Annotated in this window: 20 protein-coding genes; 12 read left to right on the top strand and 8 right to left on the bottom strand. The window is 65.8% G+C overall.

Features of this window, described 5'->3' with window-relative positions:
* Window positions 1–123: 123 nt before the first annotated feature.
* Window positions 124–1,560 (bottom strand): L,D-transpeptidase family protein, encoded by a 1,437-nt coding sequence (locus M9H71_RS17955; RefSeq protein ID WP_455406306.1) that lies wholly within the window; start codon window positions 1,558–1,560, stop codon window positions 124–126.
* Between the two features lie 368 nt (window positions 1,561–1,928).
* Window positions 1,929–2,891: an acetyl-CoA carboxylase carboxyltransferase subunit alpha gene (locus M9H71_RS17950; RefSeq protein ID WP_164603958.1), complete on the bottom strand. Its 963-nt coding sequence runs from the start codon at window positions 2,889–2,891 to the stop codon at window positions 1,929–1,931.
* Window positions 2,892–3,164: 273 nt separating this feature from the next.
* On the opposite strand from M9H71_RS17950, the gene M9H71_RS17945 reads away from it, so the two are divergent.
* A complete protein-coding gene (locus M9H71_RS17945; protein WP_455406305.1) occupies window positions 3,165–3,728 on the top strand; it encodes a cytochrome b in 564 nt (187 codons plus the stop codon).
* Here the strand turns inward: M9H71_RS17945 and xerD are convergent.
* Both xerD and M9H71_RS17935 read right to left on the bottom strand, forming a co-directional pair.
* The gene (xerD, locus tag M9H71_RS17940) at window positions 3,725–4,741 is read right to left on the bottom strand and encodes a site-specific tyrosine recombinase XerD (protein WP_455406304.1); all 1,017 of its coding nucleotides are present in this window, start codon (window positions 4,739–4,741) and stop codon (window positions 3,725–3,727) included. The two genes, M9H71_RS17945 and xerD, sit on opposite strands and share 4 nt — an antisense overlap.
* Before the next feature lie 16 nt (window positions 4,742–4,757).
* Window positions 4,758–4,904 (bottom strand): hypothetical protein, encoded by a 147-nt coding sequence (locus M9H71_RS17935; RefSeq protein ID WP_011156073.1) that lies wholly within the window; start codon window positions 4,902–4,904, stop codon window positions 4,758–4,760.
* A gap of 147 nt (window positions 4,905–5,051) precedes the next feature.
* Between M9H71_RS17935 and M9H71_RS17930 the strand changes: the two genes are divergently transcribed.
* Genes M9H71_RS17930 through M9H71_RS17920 form a run of 3 tightly spaced genes read left to right on the top strand, consistent with a single transcriptional unit; the run spans window position 5,052 to window position 8,220 of the window.
* Entirely contained in the window at window positions 5,052–5,669 is a 618-nt protein-coding gene (locus M9H71_RS17930; protein ID WP_455406303.1) for a shikimate kinase, read from the top strand.
* A complete protein-coding gene (aroB, locus tag M9H71_RS17925) occupies window positions 5,666–6,811 on the top strand; it encodes a 3-dehydroquinate synthase (RefSeq protein ID WP_455406302.1) in 1,146 nt (381 codons plus the stop codon). The genes M9H71_RS17930 and aroB overlap by 4 nt, the downstream gene beginning before the upstream one ends.
* Before the next feature lie 47 nt (window positions 6,812–6,858).
* On the top strand, window positions 6,859–8,220 hold the full coding sequence (locus M9H71_RS17920) for a hemolysin family protein (protein ID WP_455406301.1): 1,362 nt from the start codon (window positions 6,859–6,861) through the stop codon (window positions 8,218–8,220).
* A 12-nt stretch (window positions 8,221–8,232) separates the two neighbouring features.
* On the opposite strand, the gene M9H71_RS17915 is transcribed toward M9H71_RS17920, so the two are convergent.
* Entirely contained in the window at window positions 8,233–8,502 is a 270-nt protein-coding gene (locus tag M9H71_RS17915; protein ID WP_455406300.1) for a BolA family protein, read from the bottom strand.
* A 118-nt stretch (window positions 8,503–8,620) separates the two neighbouring features.
* Between M9H71_RS17915 and M9H71_RS17910 the strand changes: the two genes are divergently transcribed.
* Window positions 8,621–9,265, top strand: coding sequence for a J domain-containing protein (locus M9H71_RS17910; RefSeq protein ID WP_455406299.1), 645 nt, complete (start codon window positions 8,621–8,623; stop codon window positions 9,263–9,265).
* A gap of 46 nt (window positions 9,266–9,311) precedes the next feature.
* Here M9H71_RS17910 and M9H71_RS17905 read toward each other — a convergent pair whose 3' ends face one another.
* Window positions 9,312–9,935, bottom strand: a complete 624-nt coding sequence (locus M9H71_RS17905; RefSeq protein ID WP_455406298.1) for a DedA family protein — start codon at window positions 9,933–9,935, stop codon at window positions 9,312–9,314.
* A gap of 279 nt (window positions 9,936–10,214) precedes the next feature.
* On the opposite strand from M9H71_RS17905, the gene cobS reads away from it, so the two are divergent.
* The 4 genes from cobS to M9H71_RS17885 are packed head-to-tail and all read left to right on the top strand — an operon-like array spanning window position 10,215 to window position 14,848.
* The gene (cobS, locus tag M9H71_RS17900; RefSeq protein ID WP_455406297.1) at window positions 10,215–11,210 is read left to right on the top strand and encodes a cobaltochelatase subunit CobS; all 996 of its coding nucleotides are present in this window, start codon (window positions 10,215–10,217) and stop codon (window positions 11,208–11,210) included.
* A gap of 46 nt (window positions 11,211–11,256) precedes the next feature.
* Complete coding sequence (locus M9H71_RS17895; protein WP_455406296.1) at window positions 11,257–11,769, top strand: DUF29 domain-containing protein; 513 nt, start codon at window positions 11,257–11,259, stop codon at window positions 11,767–11,769.
* A 5-nt stretch (window positions 11,770–11,774) separates the two neighbouring features.
* A complete protein-coding gene (cobT, locus tag M9H71_RS17890) occupies window positions 11,775–13,676 on the top strand; it encodes a cobaltochelatase subunit CobT (protein ID WP_455406295.1) in 1,902 nt (633 codons plus the stop codon).
* A gap of 23 nt (window positions 13,677–13,699) precedes the next feature.
* Complete coding sequence (locus M9H71_RS17885) at window positions 13,700–14,848, top strand: esterase-like activity of phytase family protein (protein ID WP_455406294.1); 1,149 nt, start codon at window positions 13,700–13,702, stop codon at window positions 14,846–14,848.
* 36 nt (window positions 14,849–14,884) lie between these two features.
* Here M9H71_RS17885 and M9H71_RS17880 read toward each other — a convergent pair whose 3' ends face one another.
* Entirely contained in the window at window positions 14,885–18,115 is a 3,231-nt protein-coding gene (locus M9H71_RS17880; RefSeq protein WP_455406309.1) for a PAS domain S-box protein, read from the bottom strand.
* A gap of 317 nt (window positions 18,116–18,432) precedes the next feature.
* Window positions 18,433–18,738: a 50S ribosomal protein L28 gene (gene rpmB, locus M9H71_RS17875; protein WP_455406293.1), complete on the bottom strand. Its 306-nt coding sequence runs from the start codon at window positions 18,736–18,738 to the stop codon at window positions 18,433–18,435.
* A gap of 302 nt (window positions 18,739–19,040) precedes the next feature.
* Between rpmB and M9H71_RS17870 the strand changes: the two genes are divergently transcribed.
* The 3 genes from M9H71_RS17870 (at window position 19,041) to M9H71_RS17860 (ending at window position 23,807) form a co-directional block, all read left to right on the top strand.
* On the top strand, window positions 19,041–19,916 hold the full coding sequence (locus M9H71_RS17870) for a DUF3108 domain-containing protein (protein ID WP_455406292.1): 876 nt from the start codon (window positions 19,041–19,043) through the stop codon (window positions 19,914–19,916).
* Between the two features lie 301 nt (window positions 19,917–20,217).
* Window positions 20,218–23,508, top strand: coding sequence for a helicase-related protein (locus M9H71_RS17865; protein WP_455406291.1), 3,291 nt, complete (start codon window positions 20,218–20,220; stop codon window positions 23,506–23,508).
* Window positions 23,509–23,537: 29 nt separating this feature from the next.
* On the top strand, window positions 23,538–23,807 hold the full coding sequence (locus M9H71_RS17860; RefSeq protein ID WP_455406290.1) for an RNA-binding S4 domain-containing protein: 270 nt from the start codon (window positions 23,538–23,540) through the stop codon (window positions 23,805–23,807).
* Window positions 23,808–23,843: the final 36 nt, after the last annotated feature.

Raw genomic sequence — 23,843 nt, 5'->3', positions numbered from 1 at the left:
ATTGTTCACGGACGACTTTTGAAATCCTGCTGGTGCCCCGAACGGCGAGATTCCGGGTTCGCTCGCGTTCGCGAGCGCCCCGGAATGACCGACGTGGGGGTTTCTAACGAAACGCGAGCCGCCTCAGCGGAACGCCGAGAACCGGTTGTCGAACGAATTCGACGACACCACCGGCGCGCCGCCGGAGATCGTCCCGGACGGTTTGGCCGCGGCAGACGAGGTGGTCTCGGCCGTATCGACGCTCGGCTTCAGCGACGGCCGCTGTTTCGCTTCGTTGACCTTCGGCACCGACGCATGCGGACGCAGCGCCGGTTCGTGCCGGCCGGAGCCGCTGGGCGCAGAGGCGGCCCGACGGGTCGAGGCCGTGACTTCGCCGCTCCGATGGGTCGGGCTGGACAGCAGCCCGCCGATTTCGTCCTTCGCGGCCGAGGCGACGTGCGCGCGCGGCGGGGTCGAAGCCACCGCGACGCTGGGCTCGGCCGGCGCGGCGCGCAGCAGGTTGTCGGACGGCCGCGGCGGATTGACGGTCGGCGGGATGGTGCCCGGTGCGCGGTCGAACGAGGCGACCGACAGCGACTTGTCCTCGACGGCATCCGACAGCCCGGTCGAGGCATCAGGGATCTTCGAGGCGAACACATGGTTCATGCCGCCGTCGATGCCGGTGTTGAGGCGCGCCACCGGCGTTCCCTTGGCGATCAGCTCGGCGATCTTGATGTTGTCCTGCTTGTCCTTCTCGCGCACCGCTTCGGCGATGTCGGGCCGGACCTCGTAGGCTGGGCATTTGGCCGAAGCGTTGAACTGCAGCGGCCGGGTCGCGCCGGGCAGCGGTGCGGCGTCGAACACGTATTTATGCTCGCAGAAGTCGACCTTCGGCTCCTGCCTGGTGACTTCGAAATGATCGTAGCCTTGCTTCAGCATCTTCCAGAACGGCATGTTCGGGTTGTTGCGGTGCTTGGCGAAGTTCACCGGCGTCATCTTGAAGGGGTACGCCTGGAGCTGGAAGGCGCGCTGGCCGCCGAAGAACGACTCGCGCCCGAGCGCATAGATCTCGGCGATCTGTTCGTCCGTCATCGCGTAGCAGCCGCGCGACGAGCAGTCGCCGTGCACCATCAGCTGCGAGCCGGTGCGACCGAGCGACTTGTCGAACGCGTTGGGATAGCCGGTGTTGAACGACAGATAATACGACGATTGCGGATTCATCTGGCCGGGGGAGATCGAATAGAACCCCTCCGGCGCCTGCCGGTCGCCTTCACGGATCTTCGGACCCAAGTCGCCGGACCAGCGGCAGATCGGATAGGACTTCAGCAGTTGGAAGACGCCGGTGCGGTCCTGCTTCCAGACCTCGAGCACGGCTTCCTGCTTGAACAGCCGCACCAGGATCGGCGACTGCAGGTCCATGTTCTTTTCCTGAATCGCCGCAACCAGCTTCGGCGGCACCGGCTGGTTGGCCTTGGCGTTGGTGGCGAGCGCCATCTGATCGCTGTTGCAGCCGGCGAGCATCGGCATCGTGGCCAGCGCGGCAGTCAGCATCAGCGCGCGTACAAGCGGGCTTTTCGTCACAACGAAGCTCCCCCGACGACCGGCAAACCCGCACCCCACATTCGAGCAGCCCGTCGTCCAGCTTCCGCGCGGCCTTTCCGGCACCGGATCTTGCAGGATCCGGCGGATTCGACCGCTCTCATTTACCAAACTCTGCACCACGTCCGCGCCAACGCATTGGTGCCGTGTGCAGTCCGACAAGATTATCCTTAAGCCCTTGGGGTCGCAAGCCGATCAGGCCGGCGGCAGGGCGGTCCAGAGATCATGGTCAAGGAACATTGAATCGCCGGCGCGCGGCGAAACTGCGGCCGAACGCCAAATCCCGGAGCAGCGGTGCGGATTTGGTTAAGATTTGATCAATTCGTCGCGCCGGCCTCAGGCTGGCCCGATCAGGCCAGCTTGCGGCCGATATCGAGGAATTTCTGCCGGCGCTGCGCCCGGATGGCGTCGCGGCCCTGGCCCTTCAGCTCGGCGAAGGCGGCAGCGACTGCGTCGCCGGCGGTGGCGATCATCGCCTCCGGATCACGATGCGCACCGCCCTTGGGCTCGGCCAGAATCTGGTCGATCACCCCGAATTTCAGCAGGTCCTGGGCGGTGATCTTCATCGAATTCGCCGCTTCCTGCGCCTTGGTGCCGTCGCGCCACAGGATCGAGGACGCCGCTTCCGGCGAGATCACGCTATAGACCGCGTGCTCCAGCATCAGAACCTTGTTGGCTGTGGCGATCGCGATCGCGCCGCCGGAGCCGCCTTCGCCGATCACCAGCGCCACGTTGGGAACACCGAGCTGCAGGCAGGCGTCGGTCGAACGGGCGATCGCCTCGGCCTGGCCGCGTTCTTCGGCGCCGATGCCCGGATAGGCGCCCGCGGTGTCGACCAGCGACAGCACCGGCAGATCGAAGCGATCGGCCATTTCCATCAGCCGGACCGCCTTGCGATAGCCTTCCGGCCGCGCCATGCCGAAATTGTGCCGCAGCCGGGTCTCGGTGGTCGAGCCCTTTTCCTGGCCAATGACGCAGACGCTCTCGCCGCGGAACCGACCAAAGCCGCCGACCAGCGCCTCGTCGTCGCCGAACTTGCGGTCGCCCGCCAAAGGCGTGAACTCGGTGATCAGCCCTTCGATATAATCGACGCAATGCGGCCGCTGCGGATGACGCGCGACCTGGGTCTTCTGCCACGGCGTCAGCGCCGCATAGAGATCTTGCAGCGCCTGCTGCGCCTTCTCTTCGATTTTCTCGATTTCCTCGTGGATGTCGCTGCCGGAAGCCGCGAGCGTGCGCAATTCGTCGATCTTGGAATCGAGTTCCGCCACCGGCTTTTCGAAGTCGAGATAGCTGCGCATGGGCCCGGACATGACTAGAGCGATATGGGGAGGAAAGCTGCGGCCGATAGGGCCGCCCGGCTTTTCAAGCCATCCGGGAGCCAAGTCAAGCGGCTGGGACAAGTGCCGCAGCGCCGCATCCACCACAGCCGACGAAGCCCTTGGGCCGGGGCGCCAGAAGTCGGCTGCCCGAACCGGCGCGATCGCTGCCTGCTGCCGGCTGAACCGATCACGCGTCGGTAATTTGATTTTCAGCCGCCGATCTGATGGCTCGGCGCCGCCCCTGCTCTGGCCAGAAAGTCCAACATGACTGCATCAGACGACGCCCCCATCTCGACCGATCGCTTCATGTTCGGGCGCGCCCAACGCTGGCTGCACTGGTCGATGGCTATCCTGATCTTCGCAGCAATCGGGCTCGGCATCGTCGCGGCCTACTATCCGTCAGGCCAGCAGCCGCGTCAGGGCCTGCTCGAACTGCACAAATCGCTCGGCTTCACCATCCTGGCCCTGCTGGTCATCCGCATCGCGTTCCGGCTGATCGGCGGCGAGCCGCCGTACCGACGGCCGCTCGGGCACCTGACGGAGCTGGCGGCCCGCGCCGGCCATCTGGCGCTTTATGGCCTGATGCTGTTCATGCCGCTCAGCGGCTATTTGTTCTCCGGCGCCGGCGGCTACTCGCTGCCGTGGTTCGGGCTGTTTCAATGGCCGCGGCTGGTGCCGCGCGACCATGCCCTCTCCGAATGGGGCCAGATGCTGCACGACCGCGGCGCCTGGGTGCTGGGGGCGGTGCTGGCGCTGCATCTCGCCGCGGTGTGCTGGCATCAGTTCGTCAAGCGCGACGAAGTGCTGTCGCGAATGACCGGCCGCTAACGGCCTTCGCCGAGCGGGTGCAGATCGCGCACCAGGCTCTTCAGGCGCTCCTCGACCACATGGGTGTAGATCTGGGTGGTCGAGATGTCGCTGTGGCCGAGTAGCGTCTGCACGATCCGCAGATCAGCGCCGTTGTGCAGCAGATGGCTGGCGAAGGCGTGGCGCAGCACATGCGGGCTGACGAGCCGCGGCGACAGTCCGGCGCGCGCTGCCAAATCCTTCAGATCCCGGGCAAAATGCTGCCGGGTGAGATACCCGCTCTCGCCGAAGGACGGGAACAGCCATTTCGGCGCAGGGCCGTCTTTGGGGACCTTGGCGGCTGCGACCTCTTCCAGATAGCGCGCCATCGCCTGTTTGGCGCCGGCGTTGAGCGGCACCAGCCGCTCTTTGTCGCCCTTGCCGCGCACCACGATCATCCGGGCATCGCGCCGGGCCGCCGACAGCGGCAGCGACACCAGCTCCGAGACGCGAAGGCCGGTAGCGTAGAGCACTTCGAGCAGACAATTCAGTCGGGCCGCCCGCAGCCGCGCTGGCCCTTCTGCGGCGTCGGCCTCCTGTCGGGCGCAAGCGAGCAACCGGTCGACATCGGCAATCGACAGCACCTTCGGCAGGCTGCGGCCGCGCTTCGGCCCGGCCAGGATCGCGGCCGGATCATCGGCGCGAATCCGCTCGCTGAGCAGAAACCGGAATAAATGGCGCAGCGCCGACAGCCGCCGGGCAACGCTGGAAGTGGCGAAGCCGCGCTTGTCGAGATCGGCCAGATAGCCGCGCAACGCCGCAGTGTCGGCGGAGCCGATGCTGAGCCGGCGGCGGGAGAGAAAGTGTGACAGGTCGGCCAGATCGCGCCGATAGGCGTCCAGCGTGTTGACGGAGGCGCCTTGCTCGGCCGCGATCATGTCGAGAAAAAGCTCGGTCAGCCCGGCGTCCGAATAGGAAGCAGGGCGCAGCGGCGCGGCCTGAGCTTCAGGCTCCCGCAGCGGGGCGGCTCTGGATATGGTTCGCGGTCGACGCATGCGACCAGCCTAGCGGCTATTTCTTGAGAAATTTGTCCGGACCGATCGTCACGGTCATTTCGCGGCTGTTCGGCCCGACGAAATTGGCCAGCGCGAAAATCGTCCCGTAGATGATACCGCCCACCACACCGATCACCGTCAGGAACCGAAACAGGGTGGGCATTCGACAATCTCGGCGGCAGCGAACAGGCGGGCGTTTGGGCGAGGACGGTCGACTACGACCATGTTCGCCCTTCCCTTGCAAGAGACTCTGGCAAGCTCGGCGACGGGGGTAGTATAGCTTGGCCTTTCTATCCCACGGATGCCGCGAATGTCTGAAACCGTACCGACGGCTGCTGCCGGCAGGTCGCCCCAGGAAGCCGAGATCGTCGCGGCGCTGGGCGATCGCCCGGTCGTGCTCATCGGCATGATGGGCGCCGGCAAATCCACCGTCGGACGCCGGCTGGCGCTGCGGCTCGGGCTGCCGTTTCTCGACGCCGACACCGAGATCGAATCGGCCGCCGCGATGACCATCCCGGAGATCTTCGAGACCCATGGCGAGCCGCATTTCCGCGACGGCGAGGCCCGGGTGATCGCGCGACTGCTCGATGGCGGCACCAAGGTGCTGGCGACCGGCGGCGGCGCCTTCATGCGCGAGGAGACCCGTGACCGGATTCGCGAAAAGGCGATCTCGATGTGGCTGGAGGCCGAGGCGGATGTGATCCTGCGCCGGGTCAAGCGCCGCGCCGACCGCCCGCTGCTGAAGACGCCCGATCCGGCCGGCACCATCGCCCGGCTGATCGCCGAACGCTATCCGACGTATCGCGAGGCCGACATCACCATCGCGTCGCGCGACGTGCCGCACGAGAAGATCGTCGACGAATGCGTCGCGGCGTTGCATCACTATCTGTGCGGCGCGTCCGCCCCAACCTTGAGCGAGACTTCATGAACGCCCCGCAAAAACACTCCGCCCCGATCACCGTCGAGGTCGCGCTCGGCGACCGCGCCTATGAGATCGTGATCGGCCGTGACGTGCTCGCCTCGCTGGGCGCCCGAATCGCCAAGCTGCGCCCCGGCGCCCGCACCGCGATCGTCACCGATCGCACCGTCGCGAAGACCTGGCTGCAGCGCACCGAGGAGGTGCTGGACGAGGCCGGCATCGCACATGCGTCGGTGATCGTCGGCGAAGGCGAGAGTTCCAAAAGCTATGCGGGGCTCCAACAGGTGTGCGAGGCGCTGATCGCCGCCAAGATCGAGCGCAACGACCTGGTGATCGCGCTCGGTGGCGGCGTGATCGGCGATCTCGCCGGCTTCTCGGCCTCGCTGCTGCGCCGCGGCGTCGATTTCGTGCAGGTGCCGACCTCGCTGCTGGCTCAGGTCGACTCCTCGGTCGGCGGCAAGACCGGCATCAACTCGCCCCAGGGCAAGAACCTGATCGGCACGTTCCACCAGCCGGTGCTGGTGCTGGCCGATACCGCGATCCTCGACACGCTGTCGCAGCGGCAGTTCCGCGCCGGCTATGCCGAAGTTGCGAAATACGGCGCGCTCGGCGACGAAGCGTTCTTCGCCTGGCTCGAAGCCAACCACGCCGAGCTGTTCAGCGGCGGCGCTGCGCGCGAGCACGCAGTCGCCACCTCGTGCCGGGCGAAGGCCGCGATCGTGGCGCGCGACGAACGCGAGACCGGCGACCGGGCGCTGCTCAATCTCGGCCACACATTCGGCCATGCGCTGGAAGCGGCGACGGGATTCTCCGATCGGCTGTTCCATGGCGAAGGCGTCGCGATCGGCATGGTGCTGGCGGCGGAGTTCTCCGCAGAACGCGGCATGATGCCGGCGGCCGATGCGCAGCGGCTCGCCAAGCATCTTGCCGAGGTCGGGCTGCCGACACGGCTGCAGGACATCGCCGGCTTCACCCAGGAAGGCCTCGCCGATGCCGACAGGCTGATGGCCCTGATGGCGCAGGACAAGAAGGTCAAGCGCGGCGAGCTCACCTTCATCCTGATGGAAGGCATCGGTCGCGCGGTGATCGCGAGCAAGGTCGAGCCGGCACCGGTGCGCGATTTCCTGCAGCGGAAGCTGGCGGAAGCCTAAACGCCGCTGCGGCGCCCCGCGGTCACGCAGGCGAACCCAAGAGCATCATGAACTCGACTCTGAGCAACGTCCTGATCGCGGTCCTGCTGCTGATCGCCAACGCCTTCTACGTCGCGGCGGAATTCGCGCTGGTGCGAAGCCGCGGCTTCCGCATCAAGGCGATGGTCGAGAAGCAGCGGTTCGGCGCCGAACTGGTGCAGCAGATCCTCGGCAACGTCGAGGCGTATCTGGCCTGCTGCCAGCTCGGCATCACCATGGCGTCGCTTGGGCTCGGCTGGGTCGGCGAGCCGACCGTATCGGCGCTGCTCGCGCCGGTGTTGCAGCCGATGGGCCTGTCGGAGTCGGCGCAACATCTGATCGCGTTCATCGGCGGCTTCCTGTTCTTCTCGTCGCTGCACATCGTGATCGGCGAACAGGTGCCCAAGACGCTGGCGATCCGCCAGCCGGAGCCTGTGTCGCAGTGGATCGCCTATCCGCTGCACGTCTCGTTCATTCTGCTGTATCCGCTGAACTGGCTGCTGAACCAGGCCTCGCGAGGCGTGCTGAAGCTGCTCGGCGTCGAGGAAAACTCCGAGCACGAGATCCTTACCGACGTCGAGATCGAAGGGCTGGTCGGCGAATCCGCCGAGCACGGCAAGATCGAAAGCGGCGAGGCCGAATACATCCAGAACGTGTTCCGGTTCGGCGAACTGGTGGTGTCGGACGTGATGGTGCATCGGACCTCGATGGTCACCATCAACGCCGATCAGCCGACCGAACAGTTGGTGAAGGAAGTTCTGGCCACCGAGTACACCCGCGTGCCGCTGTGGCGGGACAAGCCGGAAAACATCGTCGGCGTGCTGCACGCCAAGGATCTGCTACGAGCGCTGCGAGCTTCGGACGGCGATGCCTCCAAGCTCGACATCGGCAAGATCGCGCTACAGCCTTGGTTCGTGCCGGAAATGCGCCCGGTGTCGGAACAGCTCAAGGCGTTCCGCACCCGCAAGACTCACTTCGCTCTGGTGGTCGACGAATACGGCGAAGTCGAAGGCATGGTGACGCTCGAGGACATTCTCGAGGAGATCGTCGGCGACATTTCCGACGAGCACGACGTCGTGGTCGCCGGCGTTCGAACCCAGCCCGACGGCTCGGTGGTCGTCGACGGCTCGGTGCCGATCCGCGACCTCAACCGCGCGATGGATTGGGAGCTTCCGGACGAGGAGGCGACGACGGTAGCCGGCCTGGTGATTCACGAAGCCCGGTCGATCCCGGAGCGCGGCCAGAACTTCACCTTCCACGGCTTCCGCTTCCGCGTTTTGCGCCGGGAGCGCAACCGCATCACCACGCTGCGGATCTCTCCGGTGCCGCGCGACGGCGAGGCCGATCTGATTCAGAAGAAAAGTCGGAAGTCGCGCGCCGGATCGGTCTGACCGAATCTTCGCTCAGGCTTCGCCCGGCGCCTTGGCCTTGATGGCCAACGCGTGGACGCCGCCCTTCAGTTCCGTTTCCAGCAGGTCGTTGACCATGCGATGGCGATCGATCCGGCTCTTGCCGGAGAAGGCGGCCGACACGATATTCACGCGAAAATGAGTCTCGCTGCGGCCGGAATGGCCGGCATGACCTTCATGCAGATTAGATTCGTCGATCACATCGAGGCTTTCCGGGGTGAAAGCTTCGCGCAACTTCTTCGTGATAGTGTCTTGCGTGCCCATGCCTTGATGCCCACCCTCGGCCGTTATTCCGTCAAATCCGTCTGCGACGCATCAACCGGGGCACTACTCCGAATGTCAAGACTTGAAGCCCGGAACGTTGCGTAGTCAAAGTCCGCTCATGCCAATCGACTCGTCCAAATTCTTCGACAAGATCCGCGTCAAGCCGCGGGCCGCAGAGGCGGCGCGGGAGGCCGCGCGCGAGCAGGTGCGGATGTGCGATGCGCCGGGCTGCACCAGCCGCGCAGCGCACCGCGCGCCGAAAGGCCGCGGCCACGAGAAGGACTATTGGCACTTCTGCCTCAATCACGTCCGCGAATTCAATCAAGGCTACAATTTCTTCCAAGGAATGGATCCCGACGACGTCGCGCGCTATCAGAAGGACGCGCTGACCGGACATCGGCCGACCTGGAAGATGGGACAGAACGGCGCGCGCAGCCGCGCCCGCAGCCCCGAGGATCTCGAAGGCGCCGCCGATCCGTTCAACGTCTTCAATGAATTCACCGGCAGCCGTCGCCGGCGTCGCGGGCCGGATCCGGCCGACGAGGTGCGCGCCGAGCCGCGCAAGGTATTCAACGCCGAGCGCAAGGCGCTGCAGGTGATGGGCCTCGACAGCGACGCCACGCTCGAAGTGGTCAAGGCCAAGTACAAGGCCCTGGTGAAGCAGCATCACCCCGACGCCAATGGCGGCGACCGCTCGACCGAAGATCGCCTGATCGAAATCATCAAGGCGTACAATTATCTGAAAACGGTGGTCCGAAGCTGAGCTGTCGTCTCGTCGCCACGAGACGACGATCTCGACCGCTCAGGGGCTAACTGGTCGGCTCGACGCCCTTCCAGCGGCGATATGCCCAGAGTGCCACCGCCAGCGTTCCGACCACGCCGGCCAGCACCGGCAGCCAATGGTGCAATGACGCGTGGCTGCGCTCCAGAGCGGTGGCCGCCAGCACCCCCGGCAGCACATGCGCCGGCGCCCACAGCAAAATCGCCGGCACGTCGACCGCGAAGAACCGCGCCGGCTTCATTTGCAGCGCCCCGGCGGTGACCGGCACGAAGGCGCGGATCGGCGGCACGAACCGGCCGAACAGCACCGCCCAGGTGCCATAGCGCAGGAAAAAGGCCTCCGCGCGCGCCACGACATCCGGATAGATCGACAGCGGCCAGGCGCTCAGGATGCGGCGCTGCGCGCGGTGGCCGGTCCAATACGCTGCGCCATCGCCGATCAATGCACCGGCGACCGCCGATGCAAGAGCGCCGGCCAGACTGATCTCACCGCCGGGAATCAGCGCACTGAGCGCCAGGATCACGGTCGAACCCGGCACCAGCGATCCGAGCACCGGAACGGCTTCGAGCAACGCGGCCAGGAACAGCGCCAGATAGGCGAGTCCGGGATGCGACGCGGCAAAATGAACCAGCGAGTCGAGCAGTGAACTCAAGGCGGTAGGAACTCCGCGTCAGGACGAACCGGCAAGTGCGACAGCTTACGACCTCTGCCCTGCCGAAAGGTTGCACGCCGATTCGGCATCGCCCACCGAATTCGCAACACAGCCTTCACAAAACCGCGTCATGCCCCTATCTCAATGAAACATCGACGGAACTTTGATCGCGCCGCGGGCTTCTGCGGATCGCAGCTCTCTGCTAGGTTCAATTCCGCACTCAACCGCATCCACCAACGAAGATCGGGTTTCGGGCGCGTCCGGGACCACGGAGGATTGATGACCGCCGCTACGACCACCGCTCCGGAGATCACTGGGTTACCTGACATGAAGGTGTCGGTCCGGCAGGTCTTCGGCATCGACAGTGACCTTGAAGTTCCCGCCTATTCCGAGGTCGACCCTCACGTTCCGGATGTCGATCCGGATTACCGTTTCGACCGCGCCACCACTCTCGCGATTTTGGCAGGCTTCGCCAAGAATCGGCGCGTGATGGTGACCGGCTTCCACGGCACCGGCAAATCGACCCATATCGAGCAGGTCGCCGCAAGGCTCAACTGGCCGTGCGTGCGGGTCAACCTCGACAGCCACATCAGCCGCATCGATCTGGTCGGCAAGGACGCCATCGTGGTTCGCGACGGCAAGCAGGTCACCGAATTCCGTGACGGCATCCTGCCCTGGGCGCTTCAGCACAACGTCGCGCTGGTGTTCGACGAATACGATGCCGGCCGCCCGGACGTGATGTTCGTGATCCAGCGCGTGCTGGAAGTCTCCGGCCGGCTGACGCTGCTCGACCAGAACAAGGTGATCAAGCCGCATCCGGCGTTCCGGCTGTTCGCGACCGCCAACACCATCGGCCTCGGCGACACCTCGGGCCTGTATCACGGCACGCAGCAGATCAATCAGGGCCAGATGGACCGCTGGTCGATCGTCACCACGCTGAACTATCTGCCGCACGACGAGGAAGTCGAGATCGTGCTCGCCAAGGCCAAGCACTATCGCAACGCCGAGGGCCGCGACATCGTCAACAAGATGGTCCGCCTCGCCGACCTCACCCGCAACGCCTTCGCCAACGGCGATCTGTCGACGGTGATGAGCCCGCGCACGGTGATCACCTGGTCGGAGAACGCCGAGATCTTCGGCGACATCGGCTTCGCGTTCCGCGTCACCTTCCTCAACAAATGCGACGAGCTGGAGCGCCCGCTGGTAGCCGAATTCTATCAGCGCTGCTTCAACGCCGAGCTGCCGGAGAGCTCGGTCAACATCGCGATGAGCTGATCCCAACAGCCTCTCCTTGCGCGCGGGGAGAGGCGGAAGGCAGGCGATGACAACGACCAAGTCGAAGCTGCGCAGTGATCCGATCGAGCCGGCGACACCCAAGGTGTCGCGTGGCCATCGGGAGGATTTGTACGGCTGGGTCCAGGACCAAGTCGCACTGCTCAAAGCGGGACGGCTGTCTGAAATCGACGCGGTCAACATCGCGGACGAGTTGGGCGACGTGGGCAAGACAGAGTACGACAAGCTGCAAAGCGCCATCCGAATCGTCTTGCTGCATCTGCTGAAGTGGGACCATCAACCGGAGCGGCGGTCACGTAGCTGGGTGCTGTCAATCCGGGAGCATCGCAGACGGATCGGGCGCCTGCTGCGCGAGAACCCCAGCCTGCAGCCACGCATATCCGACGGTGTGGCCGAGGGCTATGAGGACGCTGTGGACGATGCCGTGAACGAGACAGGATTGGCGGAAACGGCTTTTCCCGCGACTTGTCCTTACGATTGGCCGGCTATCGTAGAACGCGTGATCGAATACGACGAACTGCAATCACCACGCCGGCGTTGATCAGCATGACCACCCAGAACACCAAACTCCGCACCGGATCGAAGGAAGCGCCGACCGAGCCGTTCAAGCGCGCGGTGACGTCGTGCCTGCGCGCGATCGCGAAGGCGCCGGAGCTGGAAGTGAGTTTCGCGGCCGAACGCCCCGGCCTCGCGCCGGGCAAGGCGCGGCTCCCCGAGCCGGCGCGGAAGATGAGCAAGCGCGACGCCGCGATCGTGCGCGGCCATGCCGACTCGATCGCGCTCAAACTCGCCTGCCACGACCCGAAAGTGCATCGCAAGCTGATGCCCGGCAATCCGCAGGCGCGCGGCGTGTTCGAGGCGGTCGAGCAGGCCCGGGTCGAGGCGCTCGGTGCGCGGCGGATGGCCGGCGTCGCCAAGAACCTCACCGCGATGCTCGACGACCATTTCCATCGCGGCAAATTCGACGAGATCACCGACCGCGCCGACGCGCCGCTGTCCGATGCGCTGGCGATGCTGGTGCGCGAGCGCCTGACCGGGCTGGCGCCGCCGACGGCGGCCAAGAAGCTGGTCGACCTGTGGCGCCCGGTGCTGGAAGACAAGCTCGGGCCGCGGCTCGATCAGCTCGAACGCTTCGCCGACAATCAGGCGAAGTTCGGCGACGTGATCCACGACATGCTCGACGCGCTCGAGCTCGGCGACGATCGCGACACCGATACTGACGAGGAAGACAACCAGGACGACAAGCAGGAAGGCGAGAACGACCAGGGCGGTGCCGAAGGGCAGCCGGAAGGCGAATCGGCGCAGGAAATGAGCGCCGAGCAGGCCGAGTCGACCACCGACGAGGTCAGCGACAGCCAGATGGAAAGCGCTCAGGCGTCCACTTCCGACGCCTTCGACGATTCCGAGCTCGGCGAGGACGACACTCCGGGCGAAGCCACCCGGCCGCACAATCGCGGCGCCAACGAACCGCGCGGGCCGGAGTATCACGCCTTCGCGCCAAAGTTCGACGAGATCGTCGCCGCCGAAGATCTCTGCGATCACGACGAACTGGAGCGGCTGCGCAGCTATCTCGACAAGCAGCTCGCGCATCTGCAGGGCATCGTTGCGCGCCTCGCCAACCGGCTGCAGCGCCGGCTGATGGCGCAGCAGAATCGCGCCTGGGACTTCGACCTCGAAGAGGGCATCCTCGACCCGGCTCGTCTGTCTCGTGTGGTGATCGACCCGTTCCATCCGCTGTCGTTCATGAGCGAGAAGGAAGCGACCTTCCGCGACACCGTGGTGACTCTGCTGCTCGACAATTCCGGCTCGATGCGCGGCCGCCCGATCACGGTGGCGGCGACCTGCGCGGACATTCTGGCACGCACGCTGGAGCGCTGCGGCGTCAAGGTCGAGATTCTCGGCTTCACCACCCGCGCCTGGAAGGGCGGACAGTCGCGCGAGGCGTGGCTGGCGGCAGGCAAGCCGGCCAATCCGGGCCGGCTCAACGATCTGCGCCACATCATCTACAAATCCGCCGACGCCCCGTGGCGCCGCGCGCGCAAGAATCTTGGGCTGATGATGCGCGAGGGACTGCTCAAGGAGAACATCGACGGCGAGGCGCTCGACTGGGCGCACAAGCGCCTGCTCGGCCGGCCCGAACAGCGCAAGATCCTGATGATGATCTCGGACGGCGCGCCGGTCGACGACTCGACGCTGTCGGTCAATCCCGGCAACTACCTCGAACGGCACCTGCGCCACATCATCGAGGAGATCGAGACCCGCTCGCCGGTGGAATTGATCGTGATCGGCATCGGCCACGACGTCACGCGCTATTATCGCCGCGCCGTGACCATCGTCGACGCCGAAGAGCTCGGCGGTGCCATCACCGAAAAGCTCGCCGAACTGTTCAGCGAGACCGCCGCGCCCGCCGCTGCGCCGGGACCGCGCCGCCGCCGGCTGCATTCGTGAGTGCATCAGGCTGAGATGAGCCGATGAGCGCTCCGCGGGGCGAGGCTGAGCAGCGGAGCGACTCCCCGGCGACAGCCGACGCGCGCGCGTCCGCCTGCCCATCGGACTTCAGCGCGACGACGCGCCGCCACCTGATCGCGGGCGGCCTGTCGTTCGGCGGCGCCGTGGCGCTGGCATCGCTTGCGCCCACGACCGCGCGGGCGCAGGCCAAACCGGCCGAAGCCGACGAACTGACACCGCCGGCGCCGCGCTCGATCGAGGTGCGGACCCGCCCCATCGACCATTTCGATCTTCGCGATCGGGCCCATCGCCAGTTCGGTTCGCTGCAGTTTCGCAGCGGCCTGATCCTGACCTCGGGCTTCCGCGGCTTCGGCGGATTGTCCGGCCTGCGGCTCGATCCGCACGGCGAGCGGTTCGTCGCGATCAGCGACAAGGCCACCTGGTTCACTGGCCGTATCGTCTATGACGGCACCGCGATGAGCGGTCTCGCCGATGTCGAAGCGGCACCACTGCTCGGCCCCGACGGCACGCCGCTGCGGTCGCGCAAATGGTACGACAGCGAGTCGCTCGCGTTCGACGGTGGCACGGCCTATGTGGGCTTCGAGCGCGTCAATCAGATCGTCAAATTCGATTTCGGCCGCGACGGCGTCCGCGCCCGCGGCCATCCGATCGCGGTGCCGCCGGCACTGCGCAAGCTGCCCAACAACAAGGGCATCGAATCGCTGGTGGTGGTGCCGAAACCGCTTCCCCTGGCCGGAACGCTGATCGCGCTGTCCGAACGCGGCCTCGATGCCGAGCGCAACATCATCGGCTTCCTGATCGGCGGCAAGACGCCCGGTCAATTCTCGGTCCGCCGGACCGAAAACTACGACATCGCCGACGCGGCGCTGCTACCGGGCGGCGAGCTGCTGATTCTGGAGCGCAAGTTCTCCTGGTTCGAAGGCGTGCACATCCGCATTCGGCGGATCGCGCTCGGCACCATCGGCCCCGGCGCGACGGTGGACGGACCGGCGATCTTCGAGGCCGATCTCGGCAACGAGATCGACAATATGGAAGGGCTCAACGTCCATATCGACGCCGGCGGCGCGACCGTGCTGACGATGGTGTCGGACGATAATTTCTCGATGCTACAGCGAACCCTGCTGCTGCAATTCACCCTCGAGCCGGACTGAGCTGCGGCGCCGCTTGCCGTTGCGTCGGCGACGCAGCTACACCGTCCACGCTGCGGCCGCCCTGCCGGTTCGGGCCGGTTCGGCTGCCGCGGGAATCGAGCGCCCTGCCTCGAACTCATGCCCCGCTGTCAGCGCCCGACGGATCATCCGCGCCAGATCGCTGCGCCGATACGGCTTCGACAGCAGCAGCACGTCGGAATCGATCCTGTCGTTGTGAATCAGCGCATTCTCCGAATAGCCGCTGGTGTACAGCACCTTCAGGCCCGGGCGGAGCTTGGCCATTTCGACCGCAAGCTGAACGCCGTTCATCGCGCCGGGCATCACCACGTCGGTGAACAGCAGGTCGAACGCGGTGTCGCTCTCCCCGATCGACAGCGCCGCGGCAGCGTTGCTGACCGACAGCGTGGTATAGCCGAGACTCTTGAGCTGGGCGTTGACGTAGCTGCGGACCATGGCGTCGTCCTCGACCACCAAGATCGTCTCGGTGCCGCCGACGGGATTCGACTCGATCGCCGGCGCAGGATCGACATCGGCCTGCGCCTGGGCGCGCGGCAGATACAGCCGGAACGTCGTGCCCTGTCCCTCTTCGCTGTCCAGCGTGATGTGCCCGCCGGATTGCTTGATGAAGCCGTACACCATGCTGAGGCCGAGGCCGGTGCCCTTGCCGACTTCCTTGGTGGTGAAGAACGGATCGAACACCTTGTTGCGGATCGCCTCCGGGATGCCGCTGCCGGAATCGGTGATGGCGACCATCACGTAGTCGCCCGGGGCCAGATCGCCGAACCGTTTGCCGAGATCCTGATCGACCACGACGTTGCAGGTCTCGATCGTGAGTTTACCGCCCTTCGGCATCGCGTCGCGCGCGTTCACGGCGAGATTGACCAGCGCCGATTCGAGCTGTCCGCGGTCGACATAGATCGGCCAGGTGTCGGGCGCGAGCACGGTTTCGACTTCGATCGGCTCTCCCAGCGTCGGTCGCAGCAGGCTCTGCAACCCCGACAGCAGCGCGTTGACTCCGGTTTCGTCCGGTCGCAGCGGCTGCTTGCGGGCGAAGGCGAGCAGCAGCCTGGTCAGCTCGGAGCCGCGGTCGGCGGCTTCGCTGATCAGCTTGGCGATCGCCGCGAGCTGCGGCTGGTCGGCGACGCCGTCGCTGATGATGTCGATGGTGCCGGTGATCACCGTCAGCATGTTGTTGAAGTCGTGCGCGATGCCTCCGGTGAGCTGCCCGATCGACTCCATCTTCTGCGACTGCCGGAGCTGTTCTTCGAAGGCGATCTTCTCGGTCAGGTCGCGCATGAACGCGTTCACCACGAACCGACCCTCGACCGGCAGCGCCGTCATCGACACTTCCAGCGCGATCGGCGAACCATCGCGCCGGACCGCCTCGACCTCGATGCGGTGGCCCTGGATGACGCTCATGTCGTGCTCGATCGCCTCGATGAAGCGTCGATAGCCGGTCTTGATATCTCTGTTGTGATCCGGCGCGATCGCCAGTTCGCCGAAATCCTGTCCGATCGCTTCCTCCCGGCTCCAGCCGAGCATCGATTCGGCGTGCGGGCTCCAGTCGGTGATCCGGCCCTGAGCGTCGAGCTGCACGAAGGCATCGAGCGCAGTGTCGATGATCGCGCGCGACATCTGCTCGCTGCGACGGAGCGCCTCCTCGGCCTTCTTGGTCTTGGTGATGTCGTGATACACCATCACCGCGCCCTGGATCTCGCCGGCCTCGTTCCGGAGCGGGCGACCGTTGGCAATCAGATACGAGCGGCGATCGAAGCCGATCGGTTGCACCGCGAACTCGAAATTGACGATCGTCTCGCCGCGAAAGGCGCGCAACAACGGCGACTGATCTTGCACCATCGGATTGCCGTTCGCGTCGAACCGGTGGAACGATCGGGTAGTGTTGAGCATGCCGACGCCGGATAGTTGCCCGAAGGTCTCCCGCGCCGCAGGGTTGGTCAGGATCACCATGCCCCCGGCATCGGCGACCAGCACCGGATCGACCATGTTGTCGATGGTGTTTTGTAGCACTTCGGCGATCCGCGAACGCTGCTCGACTTCGGAGGCAAGCGCGACGGCCTTGCGCTGGGATTCCGACGCCATCCGCGTGAAGGCCTCGGCCAGCATGTTGATTTCGTGGCCGCCGCCGGTCTTCACCTCGACCGGCACGCCGCTCGAGGCAAACGCCACGATCGAATCGGTGATCCGCACCAAGGGGCGGGTCAGCGAGCGCGCCAGCGGAAACGCCATCAGCATCGCCACAAGGATCGCCACCGTTCCACCCAGCACGGTGGAATTCCTGACCGCCGTTTGCACCGACGTCAGCGACGCATACGGCCGCGTCTCGACCACCGCGAGCCGTGGGCCGTTCGGCAGTTCGGTCCAGTCCCATCCCACGCCGAACCGAGCGCCGGCCCGATCTGTGACCAGCGTCGGCTGGATCTCGCCGGCGTTTCCGGCGAGCAGCAGATCGGCCAGGCGCGGGAAGTCGTCCTGGATCCGGCTGGGTTGGCCGAGATCGAAACCGAACTCGCGCGACCGTTCGGGGTGCAACAGGTAATCGCCGTCCGCGTTGACGACATAAATCGTACTGCTGCCATCGGTGCTCTCGCGGACTCTGTCGAACAGTCTGCGCAGATCGGTATTGATCACGAAGATCCCGAGCCGGGTGCCGTCGGCGGCGTCGATCGGCACCATCGTCCGTATCGTCGGCACGCGAGGCGCCTCCGGCGTCGGCGCGGTCTTGTTGAGCTCGATCTTCGAAATCGCCACCCGGTTCGGTGGCAGCGCCATTGCCTCTTTGAAGTAGGAGCGATCCCCGCGCCGGTTCAGTTCAGAGGGCGCCACCGCCTGACTGCTGCCGTTCGGGCCGCGCCGATCGACCCGTACCAATTCGCGGCCGCCATCCTCCGGACCGATGATGCGCAGAACCGCGCAGCTCGGCTTGGCGGCCATTTCGGCGAGAAAGCGCTCCTCGATTCGTTTGCGCCAATTCGCGGGTTCGGCGCCGGTGCTTTGGATGCTGTCGCGCCGGGCGATCAGAAGATCGCGCAACGCCGCCGAAGACTGCGCGCCGACAGCATCCGCATGGGTACTCTTGAGCGACGTCTCGATCAGCAGAGCATTGAGCTCCGCGTGCGTTTGCAGCCGCAGCAGCGCTCGCGGCATCACCAGGTCGACGACGTTTTGGTAGTTCAGAAATCCGAGGACCGCGGTGGTCACCAAGACCAGCGCTACCATGGCGAGGGTCAGCCGGGTCGACAGTTTCATGAAGGCCCCTGCAATGGTGACCAAACCGGCACTCACCGTGACGCCGGCGACGGCTTCTGCTGCGGTACGCAATCCATTGAGCGATCCCACTGAAGGAGAGAAGTTGTGCGATCGGCCGCCCGCTCCGTCACCTCGGGAAAATACGTGATTCGAACAAATGTATATTCCTGGTAGTGATACGGGGGCGTCACACCCCAGTCTCTGACATTCAGTCGCCCTTGAGGCCGCCCCTTGCCTGGATAGCGCGCACGACAAAACGGCCGGGTCGAACGACCCGGCCGCCTAAATCTAGATCAGTCCAGTTGGCGAAGCGGCGATCAGCTCGCCGCAGCAACCGGCGCGCCTGCCGTCTTCTTGGCGATCGCGCGCTTCAGCTCCACCGCCTTCGGCGACAGCTCGGCTTCGCGAGCCTTGAGCAGATAGGCGTCGAGACCACCGCGATGGTCGACGCTCTTCAGCGCGTGGGTCGAAACCCGCAGCCGCACCGCGCGACCGAGCGCGTCCGACAGGAAAGTGACGTTGACCAGGTTGGGCAGGAACCGCCGCTTGGTCTTGATGTTCGAATGGCTGACCTTGTGGCCGACCTGGGCACCCTTGGCGGTCAGTTCGCAGCGCCGAGACATGGCGAAAATCCTCTGTCATCCCCCGCCGGCCCACCAGCAGGCACGGGGCTTCATCATTCGTCCGTTTTCAGGAACCGCGGACCTATAAAAGGGCTCGGGCGCAGCGTCAAGCGACGGCTGCGCCGGAACCCGAAATTGGCGAATCGGGAACTGCCGAGCGGTGCTCGGCGATACGCGGAATTGTCCGCGCCATCAAGCATCTGACACCATATAAAGGACGTAATCGGTTCCGACATCAACTGATCGGCCCGGTGCGCGTTGACCCATCGACAGCGCGCCCGGCGCCAGGCAGGACATCGTTTGTGAGCACCAGCATCCGCCGCGACGCCACCCAAACCACTTCCGCGCTGATCCGGCATGCCGGTCTGGCCGGGCTGTTGGCCGGCGCCGCCGTTCTGACGACGGCGCCTGCGGTTGCGCAGGGCAAGCTCGACGCCCGTTACGAAGCCTCGCTCGCCGGCATCGAGGTCGGCAAGGGCGCCTGGGTGATCCAGATCGACGACGATTTCTATTCGGCGTCAGCCACCGGCGCCACATCGGGCGTCATGCAGGCCTTCTCCAGTGGCCATGGCCGCGGCGAAGCCCAGGGCCGGGTGATCAACGGCCAGTTGGTGCCAGGCAACTACATGGCGAGCATCACCGGCGGCAAAAAGACCGAGACCATCCGGATCACGCTCGCCAACGGAAACGTCAAGGATTCGAGCATCGAGCCCGAGCCGCCCCCGGACGATGACCGCATTCCGGTGACCGATGCGCACCGCCGCGGCGTGATTGATCCTATGACAGCGTCGTTTCTGCGCGTGCCCGGCACAGGAGATCTGCTCAGCCCGGATTCGTGCCGGGTGTCGTCACCGATCTTCGATGGCCGGATGCGCTACGATCTGCGGATGGAATACAAGCGCACCGAAACGGTGAAAGCCGAAAAGGGCTATCGCGGACCGGCTCTTGTCTGTGCGGTGTATTTCAATCCGGTCTCCGGCTACATCCCGGACCGCGCCGCGATCAAATATCTGACCAAGCAGCGCGACATGGAAGTCTGGCTTGCGCCGATCGCCGGCACCCGCGTGCTGGCGCCCTACAAGCTGAAGATCCCGACGCCACTCGGCAATGCGGTGCTGGAAGCGACGCAATTTATCACCCAGGCGTCTCCGCCGAAATCGGCCTCCCGGACGCAATAACGCGTGGCGCCCCGCTTTCCTGCCGACGGCTTTGAATCGTGTTGACTCCCGGCGGAATCCCGGAACGCATGAGTCGCCGCGGGCTCATCCCGGCCAAGAGGATTTCGGCCTGTCTTTTCACCTGATCTTGAGCGCGCGCCCGACTTCGGTACGAGATATTGGGGCAACCGCGCCCGACTTCGAGCGAGTCAGCGATTCGGCCGCGTTTCGTTCCGGACTCGTTCCAGCCCTTAATCGGCGATTGCTGCGGCGTCGCAATGTGACACACATCTGACCGCGACCACGCAGAAATCCAGTCGAAATGCCCAATCTGTATCCTGAAGCGTTTACCAATGACCGCGTCCCCGGCGCAGGTGTGACCGCGGTGCTGGGGCCGACCAATACCGGCAAGACCCATCTGGCGATTGAACGGATGGTCGCGCACCCCTCCGGCCTGATCGGCCTGCCGCTGCGGCTGCTGGCGCGCGAGGTCTACAACAAGATCGTCGACAAGGTCGGCGCCCATGCGGTGGCGCTGGTGACCGGCGAGGAGAAGATCAAACCCTCCAAACCGCGTTACTGGGTTTCGACCGTCGAGGCGATGCCGCGCGATCTCGATGTGTCGTTTCTCGCCGTGGACGAAATCCAGATCGCGGCCGATCTCGAGCGCGGCCACGTCTTCACCGACCGCATCCTGCGCCGGCGCGGCCGCGATGAAACGCTGCTGCTCGGCGCCGCAACGATGCGGCCGATGATCGAGCGGCTGCTGCCCGGCGCCAGCATTGTCACCCGGCCGCGGCTGTCGCAGCTCGAATATGCCGGCGACCGCAAGTTGACCCGGCAGCCGCGCCGGACCGCGATCGTGGCGTTCTCGGCCGACGAGGTCTACGCGATCGCTGAGCTGATCAAGCGCCAGCACGGCGGCGCCGCGGTCGTGCTCGGCTCGCTGAGCCCGCGCACCCGCAACGCCCAGGTGGCGATGTTTCAGTCCGGCGATGTCGATTACCTGATCGCCACGGACGCGATCGGCATGGGACTCAACCTCGACGTCGACCACGTCGCCTTCGCGTCGGACCGCAAATTCGACGGCTATCAGTTTCGCCGCCTCACCCCGGCGGAGTTCGCACAGATCGCCGGACGCGCCGGACGCGCCACCCGGGACGGCACGTTCGGCACCACCGGGCGCTGCGCACCGTTCGAGCCCGAGCTGGTCAATGCCCTGCAGAACCACAGCTTCGAGCCGGTGAAGATGCTGCAATGGCGCAACGCCGAGCTGGATTTCGCCTCGATCGGCGCGCTGCAGGTCTCGCTGGCCGAGTCGCCACGGCACGAAGCTTTGACCCGCGCGCCGGTCGCCGAGGATCTCCGCGTGCTCGACCACGTCGCCCGCGACGGCGAGGTGCGTGAAATCGCGCAGGGAAAAGCGGCCGTAGAACGGCTATGGGATGTCTGTCAGGTCCCGGATTACCGTAAGATCGCACCGGCAGCCCATGCCGAGCTGGTGATGACGCTGTACGGTTTCTTGATGCAAAAGGGGCGGATTCCGGATAGCTGGTTCGCCGCACAGATCGATCAGGCGGATCGCACCGACGGCGGGATCGACACGCTTTCGGCCCGAATTGCGCAAATCCGCACCTGGACTTTCGTGGCCAACCGCCCCGATTGGCTCACCGACCCCGAGCATTGGCAGGGATTATCGCGCGAAATCGAAAATAAATTGTCAGATGCGTTACACGAACGGCTCACGGAACGTTTCGTCGATCGTCGGACCAGTGTATTGATGCGCCGCCTGCGGGAAAACACGATGTTGAATACGGAAATTGGCAAGACTGGTGAGGTGATCGTCGAGGGCCACGTAATCGGTCGGCTCGACGGCTTCACCTTTGCGCCCGATGCGGCCGAGGCCGGCTCGGATGCGAAGGCGTTGCAGGCGACGGCGCAAAAGGCGCTGGCCGGCGAAATCGACGCGCGCGCCGAAAAGCTGTCGAACGCACCCGACGATCAGTTCATCCTGACCTCCGACGGGACCATTCGCTGGACCGGCGATGCGGTCGCGCGGCTGGTCGGCTCCGACGACGTGCTGCGACCGCGGCTGCGGATCATCGCGGACGACCGGCTCGCCGGAGCGCCGCGCGAGGCGGTGCAGACCCGTCTCGACCTGTGGCTCAACACTCATGTCGAGAAGATTCTCGGGCCGCTGTTCGAACTCGGCAAGGCCGAGGATGTCAGCGGGATCGCCCGCGGCATCGCGTTCCAACTGATCGAGTCGCTCGGCGTGCTGGAGCGCGCCAAGATCGCGGCCGAGATGAAGGATCTGGACCAGCCGTCGCGCGCGACGCTGCGCAAATACGGCGTGCGGTTCGGCGCCTACCACATCTACTTCCCGTCGCTGCTGAAGCCGGCGGCGCGGGCGCTGGCCTCGCTGCTGTGGGCGCAGAAGCAAGACAATGTCGACCTCGCCGCCCTCTCCAGCGCACAGCATCTGGCCGGCAGCGGTCGCACGTCGTTTCCGGCCGACAAGGCGCTCGATCGCGACGCCTACCGCACGCTGGGTTATCGGCTGTGCGGCGAGCGCGCTGTTCGCGTCGACATTCTCGAACGTCTCGCCGATCTGATCAGGCCTGCCCTCGCCTGGCGCGAAGGCGCCCCCGGCGAAAAGCCGGCCGGTGCATTCGACGGTCGCAGCTTCGTCGTCACCCAGGCGATGACGTCGCTGACCGGCTCGGCCGGCGAAGACTTCGCGTCGATCCTGAAAGCGCTCGGCTACCGCATGGAGCGGCGTCCGGCACCGCCGCCGGCCCCGAAGGCTGCCGAGGCCGCGGCTCCCGCTCCGGCGGAGGTTGCGGGCGCGACCGAGATGTCGGCCGAAGATCAGGCCATCCTGGCCGGCGCGATTGCATTCGAGCCGTCCGCCGCCGAGGGCGAGGCTGCCGAAGCCGCGCCGAGCGTCGACGAACAGCCCACAGCCGACGAGCCGGTTGTCGACCAGTCGGAGGCTGCCGCGGCCGAACCCGCAGCGGCTTCGGATACCGAGACCGCGGAGCAGCCCGCTGAGGCGAGCGCTGCGAGCGAAGGCTCGACCGCTGAAGCGCCGACGACCGAAGCACCCGCCGCAGAGGCCACGTCCGAAGCCACCGGTGCAGAAGCTGAGCCGGTCGCCAAGGCGGAGCCGGAGCTGGTCGAAGTCTGGCGTCCGGGCGGGCGCTCCGACGAGCATCGGCCGCGCCACGACCGCAACCGTCATCGCAATCGCCCGCAGCACGGCGCCCCCGCCGGCGCGAACGAGGGCGAGAGCGCCGATGCCAAGGGCGACCGCAACGGCGGGCGTCGCGGCAAGGGTGATTTCCGTCGCGACCGCCAAAATCAGGAAGGCGACCGACGCGAGTCCTCCGGTGAAGGGCGGCCGCCGCGCGAGCGCTTCAAGGGCCGCGACAAATTCCAGGACAAGCGTCAGGGCGGGCCGAAGGGCGGCCGCGACAATCAGGGCGGCGGCTCGCATCGGCAGGTGCACTCCAGCGCCCCGCGTGAGCGCGACCGGCCGATGGATCCGAATTCGCCGTTCGCCAAGCTCGCCGCGCTGAAGGAGCAACTCACTGCCGGTCGCAAGGACTAAGCCCGCGCCGGCACTGCCGATGGTTCAGCTTGGAGCGTCAGCGTCTCGATAAATGGCTGTGGCACGCGCGCGTGGTGCGCGCGCGCAGCAGCGCTGCCGCTCTTGTCGAACGCGGCCACGTCCGCATCAACGGCATACGCGAGACGTCGCCGGGACACGGCATCAAGGCCGGCGACGTGCTGACGATTGCGCTGGATCGTAGCGTGCGGGTGTTGAAGGTGATTGGATTTACAGAGCGCCGCGGCGACGCCGAGTCGGCTACTGGACTTTATGCCGATCTCGGAATGCCACGGGAATAGGCATCTTCACTTGCGGCTGCGGAGCTCCTGCGGTAC

This window comes from Rhodopseudomonas parapalustris (assembly GCF_053772255.1).
This window is presented reverse-complemented; position numbering and strand designations above follow the sequence as displayed.